The 19,679-nt window shown below is 66.1% G+C and carries 19 protein-coding genes and 2 pseudogenes; 8 read left to right on the forward strand and 13 right to left on the reverse strand.

Annotation, left to right across the window (positions count from 1 at the left end):
- Positions 1-1,265: 1,265 nt before the first annotated feature.
- Positions 1,266-1,625 (reverse strand): Rv2640c family ArsR-like transcriptional regulator, encoded by a 360-nt coding sequence (locus DFR74_RS30750; protein WP_067510901.1) that lies wholly within the window; start codon positions 1,623-1,625, stop codon positions 1,266-1,268.
- A 96-nt stretch (positions 1,626-1,721) separates the two neighbouring features.
- Between DFR74_RS30750 and DFR74_RS30755 the strand changes: the two genes are divergently transcribed.
- Both DFR74_RS30755 and DFR74_RS30760 read left to right on the forward strand, forming a co-directional pair.
- A complete protein-coding gene (locus DFR74_RS30755) occupies positions 1,722-2,237 on the forward strand; it encodes an ArsI/CadI family heavy metal resistance metalloenzyme (protein WP_067510902.1) in 516 nt (171 codons plus the stop codon).
- A 19-nt stretch (positions 2,238-2,256) separates the two neighbouring features.
- A complete protein-coding gene (locus tag DFR74_RS30760; RefSeq protein WP_324196560.1) occupies positions 2,257-3,486 on the forward strand; it encodes an MFS transporter in 1,230 nt (409 codons plus the stop codon).
- Here DFR74_RS30760 and DFR74_RS30765 read toward each other — a convergent pair.
- From DFR74_RS30765 to DFR74_RS35680, 6 genes and pseudogenes are all read right to left on the reverse strand, one after another.
- Positions 3,458-3,685, reverse strand: a complete 228-nt coding sequence (locus DFR74_RS30765; RefSeq protein ID WP_084537825.1) for a transposase — start codon at positions 3,683-3,685, stop codon at positions 3,458-3,460. The genes DFR74_RS30760 and DFR74_RS30765 overlap by 29 nt on opposite strands.
- A 260-nt stretch (positions 3,686-3,945) precedes the next feature.
- The gene (locus DFR74_RS30770; RefSeq protein ID WP_067510830.1) at positions 3,946-4,458 is read right to left on the reverse strand and encodes an Rv0361 family membrane protein; all 513 of its coding nucleotides are present in this window, start codon (positions 4,456-4,458) and stop codon (positions 3,946-3,948) included.
- A 7-nt stretch (positions 4,459-4,465) separates the two neighbouring features.
- Entirely contained in the window at positions 4,466-4,939 is a 474-nt protein-coding gene (locus tag DFR74_RS30775; protein WP_067510831.1) for a hypothetical protein, read from the reverse strand.
- A 178-nt stretch (positions 4,940-5,117) separates the two neighbouring features.
- A pseudogene (locus DFR74_RS38155) lies at positions 5,118-5,510 on the reverse strand (SMI1/KNR4 family protein); the annotation flags it as partial.
- Entirely contained in the window at positions 5,480-6,604 is a 1,125-nt protein-coding gene (locus tag DFR74_RS30780; RefSeq protein ID WP_157115847.1) for a hypothetical protein, read from the reverse strand. The pseudogene DFR74_RS38155 and the gene DFR74_RS30780, both read right to left, overlap by 31 nt.
- A gap of 323 nt (positions 6,605-6,927) precedes the next feature.
- Positions 6,928-7,275, reverse strand: coding sequence for a PIN domain-containing protein (locus DFR74_RS35680; protein WP_147265999.1), 348 nt, complete (start codon positions 7,273-7,275; stop codon positions 6,928-6,930).
- A gap of 513 nt (positions 7,276-7,788) precedes the next feature.
- On the opposite strand from DFR74_RS35680, the gene DFR74_RS30790 reads away from it, so the two are divergent.
- On the forward strand, positions 7,789-8,496 hold the full coding sequence (locus tag DFR74_RS30790; protein WP_407675248.1) for a histidine phosphatase family protein: 708 nt from the start codon (positions 7,789-7,791) through the stop codon (positions 8,494-8,496).
- Positions 8,497-8,657: 161 nt separating this feature from the next.
- Here DFR74_RS30790 and DFR74_RS30795 read toward each other — a convergent pair whose 3' ends face one another.
- The 3 genes from DFR74_RS30795 to DFR74_RS30805 all read right to left on the reverse strand — a co-directional run bounded on the left by DFR74_RS30795 (position 8,658) and on the right by DFR74_RS30805 (position 10,723).
- The gene (locus DFR74_RS30795; protein ID WP_067510834.1) at positions 8,658-9,167 is read right to left on the reverse strand and encodes a nitroreductase/quinone reductase family protein; all 510 of its coding nucleotides are present in this window, start codon (positions 9,165-9,167) and stop codon (positions 8,658-8,660) included.
- A gap of 141 nt (positions 9,168-9,308) precedes the next feature.
- Entirely contained in the window at positions 9,309-9,881 is a 573-nt protein-coding gene (gene cyaB / locus DFR74_RS30800; protein WP_067510835.1) for a class IV adenylate cyclase, read from the reverse strand.
- Between the two features lie 23 nt (positions 9,882-9,904).
- On the reverse strand, positions 9,905-10,723 hold the full coding sequence (locus DFR74_RS30805; protein WP_067510903.1) for a helix-turn-helix domain-containing protein: 819 nt from the start codon (positions 10,721-10,723) through the stop codon (positions 9,905-9,907).
- A gap of 165 nt (positions 10,724-10,888) precedes the next feature.
- On the opposite strand from DFR74_RS30805, the gene DFR74_RS30810 reads away from it, so the two are divergent.
- From DFR74_RS30810 to DFR74_RS36345, 5 genes are all read left to right on the forward strand, one after another.
- On the forward strand, positions 10,889-12,502 hold the full coding sequence (locus DFR74_RS30810; RefSeq protein WP_198161772.1) for a pyridoxal phosphate-dependent decarboxylase family protein: 1,614 nt from the start codon (positions 10,889-10,891) through the stop codon (positions 12,500-12,502).
- The gene (locus tag DFR74_RS30815) at positions 12,499-13,416 is read left to right on the forward strand and encodes a class I SAM-dependent methyltransferase (protein WP_067510836.1); all 918 of its coding nucleotides are present in this window, start codon (positions 12,499-12,501) and stop codon (positions 13,414-13,416) included. The genes DFR74_RS30810 and DFR74_RS30815 overlap by 4 nt, the downstream gene beginning before the upstream one ends.
- A gap of 8 nt (positions 13,417-13,424) precedes the next feature.
- On the forward strand, positions 13,425-14,132 hold the full coding sequence (locus DFR74_RS30820) for a nucleotidyltransferase family protein (protein WP_147266000.1): 708 nt from the start codon (positions 13,425-13,427) through the stop codon (positions 14,130-14,132).
- An 87-nt stretch (positions 14,133-14,219) separates the two neighbouring features.
- Complete coding sequence (argS, locus tag DFR74_RS30825; protein ID WP_067510905.1) at positions 14,220-15,944, forward strand: arginine--tRNA ligase; 1,725 nt, start codon at positions 14,220-14,222, stop codon at positions 15,942-15,944.
- 516 nt (positions 15,945-16,460) lie between these two features.
- A complete protein-coding gene (locus DFR74_RS36345) occupies positions 16,461-16,835 on the forward strand; it encodes a hypothetical protein (RefSeq protein ID WP_170160832.1) in 375 nt (124 codons plus the stop codon).
- 59 nt (positions 16,836-16,894) lie between these two features.
- Here DFR74_RS36345 and DFR74_RS38160 read toward each other — a convergent pair.
- The 3 genes and pseudogenes from DFR74_RS38160 to DFR74_RS30850 all read right to left on the reverse strand — a co-directional run bounded on the left by DFR74_RS38160 (position 16,895) and on the right by DFR74_RS30850 (position 19,675).
- Positions 16,895-17,771 (reverse strand): annotated as a pseudogene (locus DFR74_RS38160) (aminoglycoside phosphotransferase family protein).
- Between the two features lie 357 nt (positions 17,772-18,128).
- Complete coding sequence (locus tag DFR74_RS30845) at positions 18,129-18,665, reverse strand: TetR/AcrR family transcriptional regulator (protein WP_067510839.1); 537 nt, start codon at positions 18,663-18,665, stop codon at positions 18,129-18,131.
- Entirely contained in the window at positions 18,662-19,675 is a 1,014-nt protein-coding gene (locus tag DFR74_RS30850; protein ID WP_084537827.1) for an alpha/beta fold hydrolase, read from the reverse strand. The genes DFR74_RS30845 and DFR74_RS30850 overlap by 4 nt, the downstream gene beginning before the upstream one ends.
- Positions 19,676-19,679: the final 4 nt, after the last annotated feature.

A 19,679-nucleotide genomic window follows, 5' to 3' on the forward strand; every position in this document is an offset into this window, starting at 1 on the left:
CGCCCAGTCCTCCACGTTCAGCACCTCATGATCGTTCACGGGGTGGGTCAGCATTCACCCGGAATCTGAGGGTCAGTCTTCAGGCGGAAGCGACAGTCCCTGGCTTCGCTGGCGGGACACCGCCGCGTCGGCGCGTCGCGGCGCCAGTTCGGCGACGTGGCAGCACGCCGACCATTCCTCTCTGGCCGCTATTTTCTACGTCCCGGCAGTGCTGGGCACGACGTGTGCCCTACCGGACTCGGCCTCCCGCAGTCGAGCACCCGAAGCGCCGGCCACAGCCCACTCACCCGGCCGTGGTCGCCTCCCTCCACAGCCACGAACACGACCAATCCCACGGTGGAGTGACTGCCGGCAGTGAGGGCCTGGCGGCTCGCTCGAACATTCTCCGGATTCCTCCGTCACCGGAGCATGATCCCCGCTCCCCGGACACACCCCACCCTCACGCCCCTCCACCAGGGTGGTTGTTCACCGCAAGGGGATCAGCGCGTTGAGCACCGGGGTCCGTCGGGCCGCCAGGGCAGGGAGCCGTAGCCCCCCTTCCCTTCTGCCCTCCTACCAACCCGAACGAACCACCGCGCGCCCTCCGGTCGCGTGGCCCTGGCCGATGGTGGCCTGCATTATGTTCCCGCGCCACTCACGCCTCAAGAGCGCCATACGGCGTCCCTACGGGATCAGCTGCGCTGACTCTTGACCCGCGAGCCTCCGCGCGCGAAGGGCAGGCCCTACGGGGCAGGCAAACCACGCCAGCCCCCGAATGTGCAGACCACCACCAACCAGGGCCAACCGTGGTCCAGACACACGAAATCGGCGGGAGGAGTAGTCCCCACCGCCGACGACACGTTTGACGACAACACCGACGACAGTCAGCTACCCCACGCCGCCGACGACACCTGAATCCGAGCTGCGTAATGCCTGGTCAGGACCGCCGCCCACGTCTGGCAGTGTGGGGGTCAGGGGTTCGAGTCCCCTTAGCTCCACTTCAAGGAGTAGGACAGATGTGCCCCACTCCTTACTCCCGTCTTTTCTGGGGTTTTTGGACATCACCGTGCGTTTAAATGGGCGTCACGAGTGCCGTTCAGTGTGTTTCTCCCGTGCCCGGTCCAGGTTCGTTTGAGGGTGTCGCGACTGCGCGATGCCGCAGTCATTCTCTACGGCCGACCCGTTTGCGCGGCCTCGGTGACGCCGTCGGTGCCGACTTTGGGGATATTGCCGCCGACGTTATGTTGAGCGCTCCTGGCCCGGTAGATACAGGCACGGTTCCGGCGTCACCGGCAGCAGTTGGGGTCTAGGACGCCGCAGAGTGCGGCGAGGGCGTCGCGGTGGACGCGGTGGATGACGTTCATGCCTTGGCGTTCGGAGTTCACCAGCCCGGCTTTGCGGAGTTGGCCGAGGTGGTGGCTGACCGTGGATTCGGAAAGTCCGACTGCGTCGGCGAGTTCCCCGCCGTTGCGGCCGGTTTCGGGGCTGGCCAGCAGTAGCGACATCAGCTTGACCCGCACGGGATCTGCCAGCGCTTTCAGGCGGAGTGCGACGTGTAGTGCGGCCTCGTCGTCGACCGGGCCGGCGGCTACGGGTGGGCAGCACAGGGGTGTGGTCATGTCGATGACGGGCAGCGCTTTGGGCATGAGGTCCATCCTACTCTCGATGTTGACATATGTCGAAAAGGTGGCAAACTAGCCGCTGTCAGTACTTCGATATACGTCACATAGGTGGTGGTCATGATGTCACGTGTTCAGCTCGCACTCAACGTCGACGATCTGGAGCAGGCGGTCGCGTTCTACTCGACCCTGTTCGGCGTCCAGCCGGCGAAGCGCAAGCCCGGCTACGCGAACTTCGCAGTCACCGAGCCGCCGCTGAAGCTGGTGTTGATCGAGAACCCGGGCCAGGGCGGCAGCGTGAACCATCTCGGGGTGGAGGTGGAGTCCTCGGAGAAGGTGCATGCCGAGATCGCGCGCCTGTCGGAAGCGGGGTTGTTCACCGAGGAGCAGATCGCGACGACGTGTTGCTTCGCGACCCAGGACAAGGTGTGGGTCACCGGCCCGAATTCTGAGCGGTGGGAGGTCTACACCGTGCTGGCCGATACCGAGCACTTCGGCACCGAACCCCAGTTCGCCGGGAAAGACGATGCGGAGGCGATGCAGGCGTGCTGCGGCGCCGACGGTCGTGGCGACACCTCCGGTGAGGAGGCCGAGGCGGGGCCGACGGTGGCGTGCTGCGCGCCCGCCGTCGCTCGGTAAACGGCCCGAGTGCCACGACGTGACCGATACGACGACCGCGCCCGTGGTAGCGGTAGACGGGTTGCCGCGGGCCGGGCGCCGCCGAGTGCTGGCAGTGCTGTGCCTGACGCAGATATCGAGTTGGGGGATTCTGTATTACGCGTTTCCGGTGTTGTCGACCTCGATCACCGTCGATACCGGGTGGTCGGCGCCGGTGATCACCGCAGCGTTCTCGATCGGCCAGCTCGCGACAGCGCTCACCGGGATCCCGGTCGGCGCGCTCATCGACCGGACCGGCCCGCGGCGGGCGATGACCGCCGGATCCGTTCTCGGAGTGGTCGCGCTGATTACGGTCGCCGCCGCACCGAACCTGGCTGTGTTCTATCTCGGTTGGCTGGCAGCGGGAGTGGCGATGGGGGCGGTCCTGTATCCGCCGGCGTTCGCGGCATTGACTCGCTGGTGGGGGCCACAGAGTGTGACCGCGCTGATGATCCTGACCCTGGCCGGCGGTCTGGCGTCCACGGTGTTCGCGCCGGTCACCGCCGCCCTGGACACGCAAACCGATTGGCGTGCCGCTTATCTCACCCTCGCGGCCGTCCTCGCAGTGCTGACGGTGCCAGTGCACTGGTTCGGGCTGCGTGCCGGATGGCCGAATCCACCGCCGCCGACCGAGGCCGCGCATGCCGACCACAGCGAGATCGCGCGCAGCCCGCGTTTCGCCGCGCTGGTCGTGACCATGTGCCTGGCGGCGTTCGCCAGCTTCGCCGGCATCTTCAACCTCGTCGCCCTACTTCAAGAACAAGGCTTCAGTCCGAGCCTGGCCGCTACCGCGCTCGGGCTCGGCGGCGCCGGGCAGGTCTTGGGCCGGATCGGGTATCTGCCGCTGGCCCGCTACCTCGGCGTCACCGCCCGCACCGTACTTGTGTTGGTCGCGCTGGCCGCCTCGACCGCGTTGCTCGGGGTGGTGTCGACGGTCGTCGTGTCGATCGCGGTGGCGATCGGCGCTGGGTTGGTGCGCGGGGTCTTCACCCTGATTCAGGCGACCGCAATCACCGACCGGTGGGGTGCGACCCACTACGGGCGCCTCAACGGGTTGTTGTCCGCGCCGGTGGTCATCGTGTCGGCACTAGCTCCGTGGGCGGGCACCGTGCTGTCGGCGGCCACCGGTAGCTACGCGAACGCCTACCTAGTCCTCGGCGCGATCGCCGCCCTTGCTGCTGTGATCGCTCCTCTCGCCCGAATTACCGGATCGACGAAAGAGCTACTGTGACAAGCGAATACGCATAGACGCGGTGGTCATCGGCGGCCATGTCGGTGGTCGGCCTGTCGGCGCGTTCGCCGGCATCGGCCTCGGCTTGGCGGATCCAGTTCCGCAACGCCTCGTGATGCACCCCGAGCTGGGCGGCGAGCTTGCGGATCGTCGGCTTGGGATCGGACTCCCGATACAACCGCACGCCCCGCGCCTTCAACTCATCGCGGTACTACTTCGGTGCTGCCACGAATAACTCCTTCCGGCCCCTACCGGACCACAATCAGAGCCCTCCGAGAAAGCGGGGGAACCTCACCGATGCCAGCACGGTAACCGCACGCGCGCCACGGGCTGGGAACAGTCTTCAGCATCACCATCCGCCCCGGCATGTGGCGGATCAATGGTCAGCCCCCGTAGCCGGCGTGATTCGGGGCCGTGATCGTTGTGGCGGTTGCCGTGACGCGTCGGGCTGCGGCGGGGTCAGTGGAGTTCGTAGCCGCAGACTTTCCACTGGTCGTCGTTGCGTTCGAGGGAGAATGTGCCGTACATGCCGGGGAGTCCGGGGTGGTAGACGACGGTTTCGGTCTTCTCATGGATCACGAACGCGAAGATTTCGACGGCGTCGCCGGCGGGGTTGTAGGTCAGGGTTGGTTTGTCGGTGATCCAGCTGATGCCGAATTCGTCGAGGGCTTGTTGGGCGTCGGCGCGGATCTGGTCGTCGCTGCGGTTGAGGGTGTCTTCGGCGAGGGCGCCGCAGGTGAGCTGACGGATGGCGGTGGGGTCGGCTCGGTTGTAGGCATCGAGCAGTGCGTAGACCGCGCGGACCGGGTCGAGGTCTGGATTGGCGGGTTCGCTTCGTGTGGCGTTGGCGGTGAGCACGCCGAGGGTCGCGCCGAGGACAGCGATTCCGGCGGCGAGGGCCGCGGCAAGGACTGTGCGGCGGTGGCGTGTGGATGCCGTCGGTGGTGTGGTGGTGGTGGTCGGGTCGGGCATTGTGGTCTCACCACACCTTCCAGCCGGTCGGGGTGTTACGCAGGATCCATCGGGTGGCGCTGGATCCTTGCTTCTCGGAGTCGGTTTCGGCGACGACTTCGGCGCGCAGACCGGGTGCTTGCCAGTGGGCGGAGGTGATGGCGGTGATCTCCAGCGCGCCACCGTGGCTGGCGTTGAAGCTGAAGGTGTAGTCGACGTTCTCGGGGGTGGTGTTCTGCCAGCGTGCGTGGTCGGGCCCTCCGGGAGCGGTCAGGTCGAGGATCCGGTTGACGTCGCGGTCGGCTTGGGCGGCGAGATAGTCGCCGATCACCGTGCGGAAGTGTTCGCGGGTATCAGCGTCGACGTCGGTGAGGGCGCGCGTCGCGGCGCGCGCGCTGTCGGAGATCCGGTCGTCGTGGGTGAGGGTTCGAATGGTGAATCCGCCGGCGAACGAGACGACCGCGGTCACGGCGAGTGCTCCGAGGGCGAGGGGTCGGTTCATGTGCTGTACCTGTCGTTGTAGAAGGTCCAGGATTCGAGTTCAGCCGAGAGATAGGTGTAGAAGTCGTCGTGGAGGTGAGTTCGGAGCCGACCTGAACGACGCGACCGTTCGCGCCGGAGTCCTCGGGGGGCACCAGCAGCAACGACAGCGTGAGCCGGTAGCGGCCGCTGGCGAGCAGCATCCGCTCCAGCGGCGGCATCCCCAGCGGGTCGGCCACGAATTCCGTGTAGGGCGCTCCCCAGTCCACGAGATCACGGCAGTCCTCGCGCCAGGCGTCGCTCCCGAGTTCGTCGAGGCTGTAGAGGGTCGATTCATCGGCGTTGAAATGCGGCCATCCATCAACATGGCCGAGGAACTCGCGGTAGACCGGGTCGAAAGCGAAACCCAGCCGATGTTCGGCGGCGGTGATGGCATGTTCGGTGGCGCCCGGACGAGGTTGCCCATCGATGGGCGCCGATCTGTCCGCCCGGTCGATCTCGCGGCTGATCGCGGTGATCAGCGTCTCCCAGTCTCGCACGACGTGGCTCCTCGCGTTGTCGGTCAGATTGCCGGCGGGTAGTCCAGCACGCATTGCCCATCGGCCAAGCGCTGCCCCGGCTCGAACGCGCTCGCACGATATCCGACCGGGTAGGCGTTGTTCTGCCCGGCGATCGAGCTGTTGAGATGGCGGGTCATCGGCACGAAGCCGTTCGGCGACTGCGCCAGCGAACCCCAAGTCTTGTCCGGCGCGTGCCCGACCACCAATCCTTCGTACCGCTCCGGATGAGCCGCGCGCTCGGCGTCTGCGGCGCGCCGGGCGTCAGCGTTCAGCCCGGGGTTGCCGGGGACCTTCTCCAGGTAACCTACGACGGCTCCACTCGGGTCGGCTCCGCGGCCCCAGATCGCGGCCAGGTTGGCTTTGCTGATGTAGTCGTTGTACTGGCGGCGTTCCTCGTCGGAAGCGAAGCCGTCGCTGGCCGGGCACACCGCGACCGGTCCTTGGTAGCGGCTGGATTTCTCGGCCGTGGTGCAGGTGGTCTTGTCGCGGGATCGGTTGTTGTGGCAGGCGGATTCGGCGTGCCAGTTCGCGCGTCCGACGGCGTCGGCCACCGACATGCCCAGGGTGTTGCCGGACTGTCCCGCTTCCCACGCCTTGACCGCGGCGGCTTTAACCGCGTCGGTGTAGAAGCTGTTCGGGATGCCGGAATCCTTTTCGCTGCACGGGATGTCGAGGTAGTCCAGCTTTTCCTCGACGACCTTGTCGCGCTCTTCCGGCGAGGTCCGCGGCTCGGAACTGCTGTCCTCGCCCGGGTTCTCGTCACCGTCGGGACGCGGCCTCGGCGGTCTCGGTGTCGGCGAGGGTTTGCCGGGCGGTTTCGGCCGGACCTGGGTGGTCGGCAGCGGGAACGAGGGCCGGGCCGGGGGTTCCAGCGCCGGTACAGCAGGCGCGTCCGATGGTTCACCCGGTCGCGGGATCGGCTGCGGCGCGCCCTCGCCCGACCCCGATGCCGGCGGGCGCGGCGGTAGCACGGTGGTGGGGCCGGGAATGATGTCGGTGCCGCTGCCCTGCGGCAGACGGCCCGGCGGGTTCCCGGATTGCCCCTCCACACCCCCGCCCGGAGCCAGCGTGGGCGCCAGGCCGGGCGCGGTCGGCGGCGGTGTCGTAGCTCCCGACCCAGCCTTCACCCGCGAGGACGGTACCCGAACGTTCGCACTCTCCGAGATCATGGTTTGCGCCGATCACACCGGCCAGGGTCTGGCTCGGCCCTTCACGACGAGTTGCTGCGGCCGCGCAAGGAACAGCGCGCCACACTGCTCGTCGAACCGAACAACGACGCGCGTACACCGCATACCGCCGCTGGGGGTGGTCGCGCATCGGTACCCTGCGGCCCGGCTGGGACAACGCGCCAACGTTCGACGTACTGATCCACGACATGAACACCCCGCACCTCATAAGAGCAATGATCAAGACCTGTGGATGACGGGAAGGACGCACCTTCCCGGATGATCTACCTGTCCGATGTCTTGATCCAGGCCGACGAAAATCGGCGACGTTGCTCGTGTAGAGCGGGATGTCGTCGACAGCGGCGATGGCGGCGATCATGAGAGCGAACTTGCGCGGCTTGGGATTTCGGCCCGCCGCGACCACGAGTTTCGCCATCGACGTGAACCGTCGCGCGGCGGCCGGGGAAGAACGGCAACGCATCGAACGCGTGCTCGACCTCGAACAGGCGCTCGGTGCGCAAAGCGAGAACGGCCAGCGCCGTCCCGAGCCCGAGTTCAGCGAGGGTCACCGCACTGATTCGGGACCGCTCCAGAAGGTCGTCGATTTCGATTGTCGGCAAGTCGATCAACACCCAGGCGTCAGGCGAAACCGACAGGATGAGGGTCAGGCCGGCTTTCAGTCATCGAGACGATCCGCGCCGAAGACAGCATCGATCTCGGCACGTGCTGCCGTCGCGTTGGCCGCACCGCCGAATCGAGCGAAGCGCTCCTCGAGGTCCGCGGTGGACACGTCCCGCACCTGCCGGACCGGGCGAAGCTCCCCCACCGGGCGCCCGTGGCGAGTGATGATGAAGTCCTGCCACGGCGAGCTCTGCGAGCGCGGGAGGGCCCCTCGGGGCGAGGTACCGGTAGGTTTGCGGGCGGCTGGAATGCGGATTGCGTTCGCCACGGGCGGCTTCGCCTGCGCGCGGTGCGCGAAAGATCCCGATCAATGGGATACCCCGTATTTGATTCGGGCACATTGCTGCTTCTGTGAGACGCGACACACAAGTTCCGGTCCTCCGGCATACCTGCAGTGGCGTTCGCCACGATGAAAGGCATCCCCACCCATGCGAATCCGATCTCTTCGATTGTCCATCGCGGCGATGGCGGCCGCGGTCGCGGCCACAACCGCTACCACCGGCGTCGCGTCCGCCGATATCGACCTCGGAAGCTCCGGCAGCAGTTCCGGCAGCAGCGGCGACATGGTCATCACCCTGGTGCGCCATGCCGAGTCCGCCGGTAACGCCTCCGGCCTGATCGACACCAAGGTGCCCGGCCCCGACCTGACCGCACGCGGCCGGACCCAGGCGGACAATCTGGCCGTCCAGCTGGCCGACAGGAATTACGACTGCGCCTTCGCGTCAAACATGGTGCGTACCGAGCAGACTGCGGCGCCGACCGTCGCCAAGCAGGACCTGAGCCTCGACATTCAGCCCGGTTTCCGGGAGATCGAGGCAGGCGAGTACGAGGGCACCCCGGAATCCGAGGCGCTGTCCGGGTACCTACAGGCGCCGATCAAATGGCTCTCCGGCGACCGGAACGCACGGATTCCAGGCTCCATCGACGGCAACGAGTTCGACGGCCGCGTCGATGAGGCACTGCTCACTGTGCAGCGCCGCGGCTGCGCCAACCCGGTGATCTTCTCGCACGGCGGCACCATCATGTTCTGGTCGATGATGAACGCCGACAACGCGGACCCGAACAAACTCGGCACCGATCCGATCCGCAATGGCGGCCGCGTCGTCCTCGAGGGCAGCCCCCAGAAGGGCTGGACGATCGTCGAATGGGTCGGCCACCCGGACCTGGACTGATTCGCCTTCCGCGCCCCGGATGTCACCGACACGATCGGTGGCACCGGGGCGCGGTTGCCTCTCAGCACAGGGTCACTCACGGCGCGGCCCTCCACCACACCCGGTGAAGGTCAACGCGTTCAACACCATTCGACGCACCTCGGCGGAAGTCCTCGGAGCTCTCAGCCCTCGCCGTCGAGGGTCAGCACGACCAGCGGAAGGGGACGGTCGACCTTGGACTGGAAGTCCGCCAGCAGGGGGTTGTTCGCCAACACCCACGCCGCGAACTCGTCGTAGTCCGCGCCTTCGAGCACCTTGCCGGTCGCCCCGTAGGTCTTGTCCCGGAGTTCGACAGTCACCTGCGGATTCGCCTTGATGTTGTACCACCAGGCCGGGTACTTGTCCTCGATGAACGAGCTGACATACATGATGTCGCCCCGGTACAGGGGACCCAGCGGAGTCGTGTGCCGCTTACCGCTCTTGGCTCCGGTAGTGGTGAGCAGGATCAGATCCCCGCCGGCATACGCACCACCCACCTTGCCCGAGTTCTCCCGGAACTCCTTGATCACATCATCGTTCCAGCCGACGATGCTGTCCCCCTCCCACGCCTGGTTCCACGGCGCGTTCGGATCGTTGTACTCGGTGATATCGGCCTGATCCGGCTGTCCCACTGTCGAGTCGTTTTCGCTCATGATTCGAGTGTGTCGCATGTATAGGACAGCGAGTGTCCTAATACGGACGGTGCGCACCGCCGACAGGGGGCTGCTGCAGGATTCGGTGACAGGTTGACCTGCCCCTGCAGCCGTCCCATGGGCGGCGCTGGACTCGCTAGTTCAACGAACATCCGATCGTTGACGTGCTTGTCGGACCGCGTCGGTGTACAGCGCGGTGGTCAGCTCTTCGGGAGTGACGCCGAGTTCTGTGAGTATTGCGCGCAGTTCCGCGAAGGCTTGGGGCAGGTCGGTTTCTTCGGCTTGGGTTTCCAGTTCCAGGAAGGTGCCGTCGATCTCCGGCACCTCGGCGATGGTGGCGAGCATGCGTCTGCCGGAGGCGGTGAGCTCGAAGTTTTCGCAGTGTTTGGTGAAGGACAAGGCGGGCTGGTAGCCGAGCCGGATGATGATTTCGTGGATGGCGTCGCGGTCGGTGACGAGGGTTTCGAGTTCGGGTTTGGATCCGGTCGCTTCGTCGACGGCGGGGTCTTTGAAGGTGAGTACCTGGCGGCGGTTGCCGGAGGTGTCTTCGATTGTGCGGAGCCGTAATTCGCGGCCGGTGCGGTCGAGATCCCGGGCTGGGGTGTCGTAGTAGGTGTCCTGGTAGGACACGGTCGCGGGGGTGGCTCGTTCGTGCAGGGCAGCGCGGACTCGGTCGGGGGTGGTCAGTCTGGCTTTGTATTCGGCCTCGATCACGGGTGCTGCCTTTCTGTGGCTGGTCAGACGGCGCGGTGCGCGGTGGTGATGGTCTGTTCCATGGTTCGGCGGAAGGCGTGGTGCAGGATTCCGAGGGGGTTGGGTTCGATTCGTTGGGTGGGGCACGCGTGGGCTTCGCGGTGGTCGGTGAACGCGGAGACGTACATGGTTCCGTGCTGTCCGTCGAGGCTGATGATCCGCCATACGGGTACGTGATCGTAGAGGTAGACCTCTACCCGGCGTCCGGAATCGACCAGCTCACGCAGTCGTGAGAGGGACAGGCGGATGCCGGCAGCGAACGACTCGGCCGATTCACCGATCTCCTGCGCACGGTATGCGGCGGCAGCCGAGTCGGGGTTGAGCAGAAGGGCACGTAGCCGGGCGTCGACCGGGATGACCTCGCGCAAGAGCGAGCCCTTCAATCCCAGGATGCCGAGCCCCCGCACCGCCATGACATCGATGGTGGCCGCAGTGCCAACCGCGGCGCGGATGTCCTCGGCGGCGTCGGCTTGGGACGGGTAGGTGCGAGTGATCTCGGTAGGGCCGGCCGATATCACGTGGTGTGCGTTCCGGGGTGCCAGTCCCAACGCGATGCGGGCCGAATCCGGCATACCCAGGCCGTCGGCCAGTCGCTGGTACGAACTGAGGCTGGTGACCTGTCGGCGCCGGTTGATCAGTTCGTTGATCCGGCCTTGGGAGATGGCCAGGGCTGTGGCCAGTCGTTGCTGGCTGGCCCCGGTGTGCTGCTGCACCAGCCGAAGGATGCCAGCGACATCACGGTCGACGAGAAGACGCTGGACTTCTTCACGTGCCCAGATCTCAGCTGGGACGACGATCGGCATGAACGCGGATCCCTGCACGGCTGCCCCTCATCCCGAACACCCACCCGGATTCATCTCACTGCGAGATTATCAGTCTGGCAGGTGATATCCCCTCGGTGTGGTCGAAAAACCCTCTGCGCCTTGGCTTACTGGATGCATCGTCCACGTGTTCGAAAGGCGTCGCGCATGCTCGAATCGACCCCGCTTCTTCGAAGTTCGCCGGCAGATACGGATGCTCCCGCCGACAACGGCGGGCACACCCGGTCGGACCACTCCCATGCCAAGGCGGTCAGGGCGGTTTCGGCGAGTGACGCCACCGGGCCGGACACTGTCGAGTTGCTGCATCGAGCGCTGGACCTCGGTCTGGAATTCAAGAATCGCGAGGAGATCTACGGCAGCCGTATGCCGCCGAACGAGATTCGCGACGTACTGCTGACCGAGCTCCCGGAAGCATCTTTGACGTATGACGAGATCTACCGGCAGTTCCGCGATCATGTTCTGCCGCTGCGCAAGAACGAGGCATCGCCGCGGTTTCTTGGTTTCGGCGACACCGGCGATGATCCGGCGGCCCTCATGGGCGGTGTCTTGTCACTGCTGACCCAGCAGAACATGATCAACCAGTCGTTCGACTCGCCCAGCGCCACCTTTATCGAGATCACGGTGCTTCGCTGGCTTCGAGAACTCCTCGGGTTCTCGAATCCTCCGGTGTCCGAGGTGAACTCGGTGTGGGATGTGGGTGGTGTGATCAATCCCGGCGGGACGATGAGCAACACGATCGCGATGATGCTGGCACGCGAGTCAGCGGTTCCCGGCACGATGGGATCCGGAATCACCGATCCGGAAAGGTTCTCGGTCATCGTCCCGGAAGGGATCGGGCACTACAGTGCCAAGGCCGCGTTGACATGGATCGGTTGCGGCAGCCAGGTTATCGAGGTTCCGACAAACGGGTTCCGCTACGACCTCGCCGCGCTCGAGCGCTCGCTTGGTGGGCATCTGGGCCGGGTGATGTCGGTGGTCGCCTATGCGGGCGACAGCCGTACGCAAACCGTGGACCACCTCCGCGCGGTACACGACGTGGTGCGTTCGATCGACCCCGGTACCTGGTTGCACGCCGATGCCTGCTGGGGCCTGCTCGCCGCGTTCAGCCCACAGTCGGGGGCGCTTCTGGACGGTATCGCGGAATTCGACAGCGTCACCGTGGATCCGCACAAGATCATGGCCGTCCCGTACGGGCTGAGCGCGCTGTTGGTCCGCGATCCAGCAGCGCTGCGGGCGGTATCGACATATTCGGACCTGATCATGCAAGAGGAATTCGCGTTCGGCCAGGTCACTCCGTTTCTCGGGACCAAGGACTGGAGTTCGTTGAAGCTGTGGATGATGATGCTCGGCCGTGGCCGGACGGGCTTGGCTGCCCTCGCCGATGACCGAATCGATACGGCTCGTCGGTTCGCCGCGCTCGTCGATGCGCATCCCCGTCTCGTCCGTGTGAACGACCCCGATCTGGCGGCCGTCGTGTTCTTGTACCTCCCCGCCGGAGTCGACCAGTCCGTTCCGTTGTCCGATGCCGAGATTGCCGCCGTCAACGTGTTCAACCTCGGCATCCATCAACGGATGCTCGATGAAGGCCGGTGGCACCTGCATCAATTCACTCTGCCCGACAATCTCGGCCGACTGCGCCATGGCGCGATCCTGCGGCCGTTGCGGTTCATGGCCAACAACCCCGGTCTCACAAGCGAGCACATGCGCGAAGTCGTGGCCTATCTCGACCACCTCGCCACCGACCTGGACGGTGCCCCATGACGACCACCGATCGGTTCCGATCCGTCTACCGGACTGAGGGCGTCTACGACCGCCTGCTGCTTCGCCACTTCTTCGGCGGGATCGAGGACACCGAACTCGTACGGCGGTGGATGACCGATCTGTTCGGCATACCCGATGGTGCACTGCGGATCGCCGAGTTCGGCTGTGGCACCGGCCGCATCACGCGAGTGCTCGCCCCCTACGCTCATGAGCTCGTCCTGGCCGACTACAGCCCAACAATGATAACGGCAGTGTCCCAAGGCTTTCCGCACGCGCGGACACTGTGCGCCGATACCCGAGATGCAGTCACCGAGCTCCTCTCCGAGGGCCGACAGGCAAGTTTCGATGTGGTGGCAGCATTCTGGTCGTTGAGCTATCCGCTCGGAGAGATCTTCGAAACCCTGTCCGCGTCCGGTGTCGTGCCGAACCCGCAACCGGGTTCCGCCCGGAATCGGGCGAGGGCCTTCGTATATCGGATGATCGACCTTCTCGCCCCGAACGGGCATTTGACGGTGCTGCTGTTCGACGCCGAAAGCCCGGAACAACGACTCGTCACTCGAGGCTGGGAACGAGTCGCGCCCTTCCCGGAAGGCGGCCGATCCTATACCCGCAACATCCTGACCGATGCCCTCCGACAGCTCGAAGAGCGTGGTCGAGGCAGGCTGAACCACACACGGCTCGGCGGAGTCGCCTGGGCACCGAATCCGGCGGCAGCTCGTGATTGGTTTTTCGGAGTCCACTTCAAACACCACCCACAGTTGACGAACGATCCGGAGCTCGCCCGGATCGTCGATGACTTCATCGACCGGCACCGCCTCCTCGACGGCGGCGTCACCCTTCCCAGCGGCGTGCACCTGATCGACTTCCACCGGGCCGACCATCCCCACGCGTCCCTACCTCGGGTGCTGCCATGACAGACGAGTTGTTCGCCGCGGCGGCGGCCATCAGGGTGGAATTCGCCTCGGACGGTTACGGACTCGCCTACGGCTCGCATGCCAGCGGACTCGCCGGGCCGACCTCGGATCTCGATCTCGTCCTCATCGGACGGCGGCGGTTGGAGAGCACACGGATGCGGGCATTGACCCACCGGGTGGTCTGGCTCCACCACATCTTCGGACTCGACCTCGACACCGAGGTCGCCTATCGGACGAAACTCTTCGCGACCTACAAGGACGTCGATGCCGCAGTGGAGTTGCGGTGTTTCGACCGAATCGACGGGCGCCTTGTCGCCGGACCGGTGATTGCCGAACCCTGGTGGCTGAATTCGACCGGATTCGGCCGGCGGCTCCTGCTCAACGCGTTCACCAGCGAACACGTCTTCCTCGGTGGCGACGTGCACCGCTACCGGCTCGATCGGAATAGGGCCGAGAACGGCATCGCCCAGCTCGCCGCCTCGATTCTCGGAAGCCATTCACTCTCGATCTCCGAGGCAGTCGAGGCATTGTGCCGCAGCGCTACAGGCGCCTACGGCAAAGACTTCCTCGGCTACACCCCTACCGCCCATCTCCGTTCGGTCGTCGCAGCAGGGATTGCGGCATTCGACGCCGCGCGGCGACCTCGAGATCCCCGTGACCAACGTGGCCGGCGACAGCCCGATCACACCGAAAGTCGTGCGATCACAGGTCCCTGAGATACTCGGTGCCTACCGTCGTTCAGAAAGGAATCCCAGGTGAAACCTGCCGGTGTGGTGCCGCTGCTCGGGTCTGTCGCTGCCGCTGTGTCGGAGGCGATCGGCCGAGTCCGACCCGACCTGGCAGGAGCAGACCCGGTGGTGCGACGCTCCGACCGCGCCGACTACCAATCGAATGCCGCGCTGCCGCTCGCCAAGAACGCCGGGGCGAAACCCGTCGAACTGGCAGAATCGCTGGTGCAGCATCTCAACAATGACGGCCGCGAGGTCATCGAGTCCGTAACCGTCTCGGGGCCGGGGTTCCTCAACATCACTGTCTCCGATACCGCGATTTGGTCGCAGGTCGCGGCGCGACTCGCCGATGAGCGACTCGGTGTCCCCATCGACGGGGCCGGGCAGCGGGTCGTGATCGACTATTCGGGGCCGAACGTGGCCAAGGAGATGCACGTCGGACATCTGCGGACCACGATCATCGGTGACAGCCTCGCCCGCGTTCTCGCCTTCCTCGGCGCGGAAGTGATTCGCGCGAATCACTTGGGTGATTGGGGAACTCAGTTCGGGATGCTCATCCAATACATCGACGAGCACCCCGAAACATCATGGCGTCAAGACGAACTCAGTGATAGCGGGACCAGCGCGGTGTCGGCTCTGGACGCGCTGTACAAGGCCGCGCGGGCGCGGTTCGACACCGACCTGGACTTCGCCGACCGTGCCCGGCGCCGCGTGGTCGCTCTGCAGTCCGGGGACGAGCGGACGGTGGCCCTGTGGAAGGAGATCGTGGCCGAATCGGAGAAAGCGTTCGCCGCGATCTACGACCGCCTCGGTGTGCTGCTCACCCCGGACGATTACGCCGGCGAGTCGTTCTACAACCCGATGCTCGCCGACACCGTCACCGAACTCCTCGACAAAGGCGTCGCCGTCGACAGTGATGGCGCGATCGTGGTTGCCTCGCAGGAAGTTACCGGCACTGGTGACACCCCCGCGGTGTTGATGGTCCGCAAGCGCGACGGTGGCTACGGCTACGACAGCACCGACCTGGCCACCATTCGCTACCGCATCACCACCCTGCACGCCGACCGGCTGCTGTACGTCACCGATTCCCGCCAAGCCCTGCACTTTCGGCTGATCTTCGAGGCGGCCCGCCGCGCAGGATGGCTCACCGACGCTGTCACCGTCGACCACGTCGCCTACGGCACCGTTCTCGGGCCCGAAGGCCGGCCCTTCAAAACCCGTGCCGGCGGCACCGTTCGACTGATGGACCTGCTCGACGACGCCGTCTCCGCTGCCCGCACCGTGGTCGCCGAGAAGAACCCCAACCTGCCCGCGGACGAACTCGACCGCATCGCCGAGCAGGCCGGTATCGGTGCGGTGAAGTACGCCGACCTGTCCACCAGCCGGATCAAGGACTACGCTTTCGACCCCGCCCGCATGACCGCCTTCATCGGCAACACCGGTGTCTACCTGCAATACGCGCACGCCCGCATCTGCTCGATCCTGCGCAAAGCCGAAGATCTCCACGGTATTTCGATCGACACGCAGATCCCACTCGACCCGGGCGAACGCGAACTCGCACTCACCCTGGACGGGTACGGAACGGTCATCGCCGAGGTATCCGCCACCCTCGAACCACACCGCTTGGCCGGCTACCTCTACGACCTCGCCCGCGCCTTCTCCGCCTTCTACGACACCTGCCCCGTCCTCACCGCTACCGAACCCATCCGCGGCAACCGCCTCGCCCTCGCTCAGTTGACCGCCCGAACCCTCGCCCACGGCCTCGAACTGCTGGGAATCGCCGCACCGGAACGGCTCTGAAACAGGAAGTACCGCAGACGAAGAGGGCGCACCACACGCTCCGACTGTCCCGGGTACATGGTGTTCACCAGCACAATCAGCCAGGTCCTGTCCGGAAAGGCGAGCATGGGTGACGATCAGCTTCCCGGTTGCTGTCGCTTTTGGGTCGTCGTTCCGAGATCGCGCGCTGACCGGTGACGCCCGAACTCACACGCTCAGAACGTCGTTCCTGGTTGCTGCACCAGCGGTTGTCGAGCCACCTGACCAGATCCAGCTTCGAGTCCTGGCGGCATTGTATCGAGCGCAACCTCCGGCGGCTTCGCGAGGGAGTTTCCGGAGAGCCTCATCGGCGGCACCTGGAGCGTTGGGCGTCGCTGGTCAATCGGGGTGACGTGCCCGGTATTCATCGAGCACTCACCGGACTGGATCGCGAATCCATTGAGATGCGCGAGGTTTCGCCGATGGGTGGACTGCTCCCGCAATTGGAGCGCGCCGAGGTCCTGCGGGGAGCTGATGCGCCGCCACTGTGACGCCGAAGTGGACAACAACGACGAAATAGACGCCTGGGCTCACGGCACGGATACCGGTTCGGCTTCAGTCATCCAGACGATCCGCTCCGAAGGCACAGTCGATCGCAGTGCGCTCTGTCGCCCCATCCGCAGTACCACCGAAACGGGCAAGGCGCGCTTTGAGATCCGCGGTGGACACGTCCCGCGCCTGCCGGATCGGGCGGAGCTCCCCCACCGGATGCCCGTCGCGGGTGATGATGAAGTCCTGCCCCGCTTCGAGCGCGTCAATCACTCGATCGCAACTGTTCCGCAGCTCAGCCTGACTGATTGTCCTGGTCACAGAAGCCATGATGACGGCAATGCTTTCTGTCGACGCATCGACCGCGCGGAGATTCGAAAGTGAGATCGTTGATCTTCCACTAGACAAGCGATCGACGGTCCGAAGCTGCAGGGTCAAACACCTTAGATGACGCGTTCGAGCGCCGCCCGCCCTATCGGCCCCCAGTGCGGCTTACCACCGGGCAGGCCTCGATCTCCGTTGTGCCCCATGTGGATCAGGAAGAAGCTCTTCAGGGCGGCCAGGCCGCGGGCGCGGCGGATCGTCGCTTCGTCCGCTCGCGCGTAGCTGTCGAAGAAGTGGGCGGCGGTGCCCGCGGGGAGCAGCACCCAGGCGGCGAGATCCAGAGCTGGGTCGCCGGCGAACATGTCGCCGAAATCGACTATGCCCGAGAGGGTTCCGTTGGAGACGACAACGTTGGCTGGATGGGGGTAGCCGTGCGGCCACAGAGGTGGGCCGGCCCACGCGGGTGCCCGACGGCGTCGTTCCAGATTGATCGGAGGGCGGCGGCGATGTCTTCGGGCGCGAAGGTCTGGACGTAGTTCTCGAAGGTGACCGTGTAGTGCCCGGGGTGGGCTCCGCGGTCCGTGGCGACCGGCGCGTCTGCGGGTGCTTCCACGTGGAGCGCTCGGAGGAATTCCGCCAGCGTCTCGGCCGCATGGCGGCCTCGGTGAATCATGCTGTGGTCGAGCGGCTCCCCGGGAATCCAGGTCATGACGGTCCAGTGCTTGGGGAAGCGATCGGAGGGTTCGCCGACTCGCACGGGGTGGGTACAGGCAGCGGCAGGCGCGGAGCCAGTACGGGGAGCCACCGCCGTTCGTGGAGCTGATGTTTCGGCGTGGAGTCCATGCGCTGCCTGCGCACGACAAGCTCGTCGCCGAGGCGCCACATCTGGTTGCCCCAGCCGCCCGCCACCTCGCGGATGGTCAGGCCCGCGAGATCCGGATGCTGGTCCGCCAAGAGGGCGCGGACGAGGCTCGCGGTGATCTGGATGTCGGTCATCCGAAGTCACTGTACCGACGCGGCAGTCCGAGTCGCGGATCAGAGACTTCTCGACGGCACGGGCTGGCGGCCGAAGTGGAACAGCGTAGGACGTTTCCGGATGGCGCTCGGACCACTGCGCTTTCGGAAGCGGACCGCGCGGAGCGACGGCGACGGCGACGGCGACGGCGCACCTTCCGGCATAGCGGCAGCATTCCGAATCACATTCGGCCCGAATCGATTCCGCCAGTGATCGTTCGGTCGACGGTGGTGGCCGCTAGCGCAGTTCCCTCGGAACCGACGGGCGGTGAGCGCCCCCATCAGCTCCCCCGCCCAGCCCCAAGGTGTCCGATCGCCCAGCCGGGCGCAGCCCTCCTGTCACCTCCGCGCCAACCGCAGCAAACCTGCACGCAGGTCGGCACGAGGAGCCGAAACATCCAACTCCAACAGCGCGGTCTCGGCGATCGCGGCGACCAGCAGCACGGCGACCGGCACGGGATCGGCCCAGCCGAGGGCTTCGAGGTCGGCACGCAACAACTCGGCGGCAGCGGCGTTGCGGGCGGCCACCGCGGTGTGCAGCCCGGCGTCGGTGCGGGCCTGGACGAGCAGGCCCTTGGTCGCGGGTTCGGCCAGACAGCCGTCGAGGTAGGTGGTGATGATCGCGGTCAGGCGGGCTTCGCCGGGCTCCAGACCGGCGATGGCGGTCGTCACCTGGTCGGCGAGGTCGTCGTGGAAAGCGCCGTGCAGCGCGAGCAGGTAGGCCTCGCGGCTCGGCCAGTGCTGGTAGAAGCTGCCCTTGGCCATGCCCGCCTCGGCGGTGATCGCGTTGACCGACAGTTTGCCGAGGTTCTCGGTGGCCAGCAGGTGGCGGCCCGCGCCCAGCAGTGCGCGGCGGCCGGGCTCGGCGGACCTCATGAACTCGCCTCGGCACGAGCGGCGAGGAATTCGCTGACCGCGCCGAGGAATTCGGCCGGACGCTCGGCGAATGGTTCATGCCGAGCGTCGAGCAGGGCGATCTCGGCGTGCGGGAGGGCGCGGGCGAGGCCGCGCCGGTTCAGCAGCCACGGGTTCATGGGGTCGCGGCGGCCCCAGACCGCCAGGATCGGCAGCTCGGGCAGCAGCGGACCGTCCGCGGGTAGGTCGAGCCGAGGGTCGTCGAGGCTGCGCCACAGTCGGCGATAGACCGCGAGCCGCACCGGATCACGCGGAATCCCTTTCGCCCGTTCGAGAATGGGCCGCACGCCCTCGTGACGCGCGGAACCCAAGTACATCCTGGCGCAGGGAACCACGGCCCAGCGCGCCACAGCCGGGTGCGCCATCACGCGAAACAGCGCTCTGGTCAACAGGTTCAGCGGCACGAACCCGGCCGACTGCACCAACACCAACCCCCGGATCCGGTCCCCGGCACGCTGCGCCAACCGCACGGCGGCATAGGCCCCGACACTGTTCCCGAGCACGGTGAACGATCGAAATCCGCTGTCGGACAAGGACTCCACAACCTCATACGCGACATCGGCGAGCGCATCGACGGTCAACCCATCGGCAGCCGACGACCCGCCATAACCCGGCCAATCGACAGCCGCGATCGACCAGGCCTCCCCCAACGTCGCGGCGATCGGGTCGAAATCACGGTGATCACCCGGATTCGCATGCAGCAGTAGCAATCCCGACGCATCGCCCGGCGATCTACCGCTCAGGTGCACGACCACTTCCCCGTAAGCCGTCGACACGGTGCGGGTGTCCCCAGCGATCTCCATGAGCCGACCGTACCGATGACCGACCGGTCGGTCAAGGCTCGATGCGCTGCGACTGACCCTCCCACTCAACGTTCGAGCGGGCACAACGACGCTGCCCCCGAGCCGTGACCGTCCCGGGACAGATTCACCACCGAACAAGGTGGCCGCCGACACCACACCGCAGAACATCGAC

Origin of the sequence: Nocardia puris, assembly GCF_003315035.1 — a bacterium.
GTDB classification, from domain to species: Bacteria; Actinomycetota; Actinomycetes; order Mycobacteriales; family Mycobacteriaceae; genus Nocardia; species Nocardia puris.